The following is a 1,036-nucleotide window of genomic DNA, read 5'->3' on the forward strand; positions in this document are numbered from 1 at the left end:
TTTATTTGTATTTGATTTCATTAATTTGCATCCCCCTATTCCTATGGATATAATGATTAGTAAAAGAAGGCTAAATATCTTTTTTATTGCTTTTTTCATTTTTTTATATACATTTTTCCTCCTTATTATGTTTTATTTTTTGTACTAGCTTTTATTTTTATCTACTGCTTTGGTCAATAACTATTTGATCTTTCATATTTTCAATGGGACAATTTATATGGTCTTCTTCGCCATTTATATTTATTTGTTTTCCTTTAGGAAACATTGTAATTTTATATGCTTCTGTTTCCCACCTAAGTCCTGTTTCTGAAGAAGCTTTTGTTGAGGTAACGGGAAATCTAATATATGAATTTCCTTCTTTCTCTGTAATTTAAAAATCTCTATTTCTATTTGATGGATTAGGATTAGCATAACTTATATTTCTAAAGTCTATAACCATTACAAGTAAAATAACTATTATAAATAAGGATACTATCTTTTTCATATTAATCCCCTTCTACTGACATTACTGATCCAACAGTGTTAAAGCCTCCTCCATAAAAATTTGCACCTTTTAATCCTCTGGCAACTTCTACTTGATAAACTATTTGATACCATTTTCCTAATTCATAATCATCCTTCCCAAACAAATCTTCTTTAAAATCTCCTTCTACTGATTTAATACGAAATAATAGTAATCCTTCTACCTCAGGACCTCCATGTTTATAATATACAAAATATTCATCAGTAATAAATTTTGCTTCCATTATCAACTTATGTTCAGCTAAGGCATCATATAGACCTTTAAACCATGTCTTATCATTATATGTTCCTGAAGAATATGGCAGTGCTCTATTATAATATGTTTCAAAATCCATACGATAGTCAAAATTTAACATTGCTTCCATATAGTTTTTTGCTATATTAGCGAATTTAGGTATATTTTCTTTTCCATGATTCTCTATTAATTCTTGTCTTTCTTTTTCGTAATTTGGCAAATAACTACATAGTAAATCAAATTGTTCTTGGGTTAATTCTGAACTTGTATTTTCTTTTG

Annotated in this window: 1 protein-coding gene; it reads right to left on the reverse strand. The window is 27.6% G+C overall.

The window, feature by feature from the left end; all coding sequences use genetic code 11:
- Positions 1 to 485 precede the first annotated feature (485 nt).
- The coding region (locus OM90_RS12935; protein WP_207643874.1) for a hypothetical protein at positions 486 to 1,036 on the reverse strand (551 nt) is incomplete at its 5' end.

The sequence above is a fragment of the Defluviitalea phaphyphila genome (assembly GCF_001466305.1).
Classification (GTDB): Bacteria; Bacillota; Clostridia; order Lachnospirales; family Defluviitaleaceae; genus Defluviitalea_A; species Defluviitalea_A phaphyphila.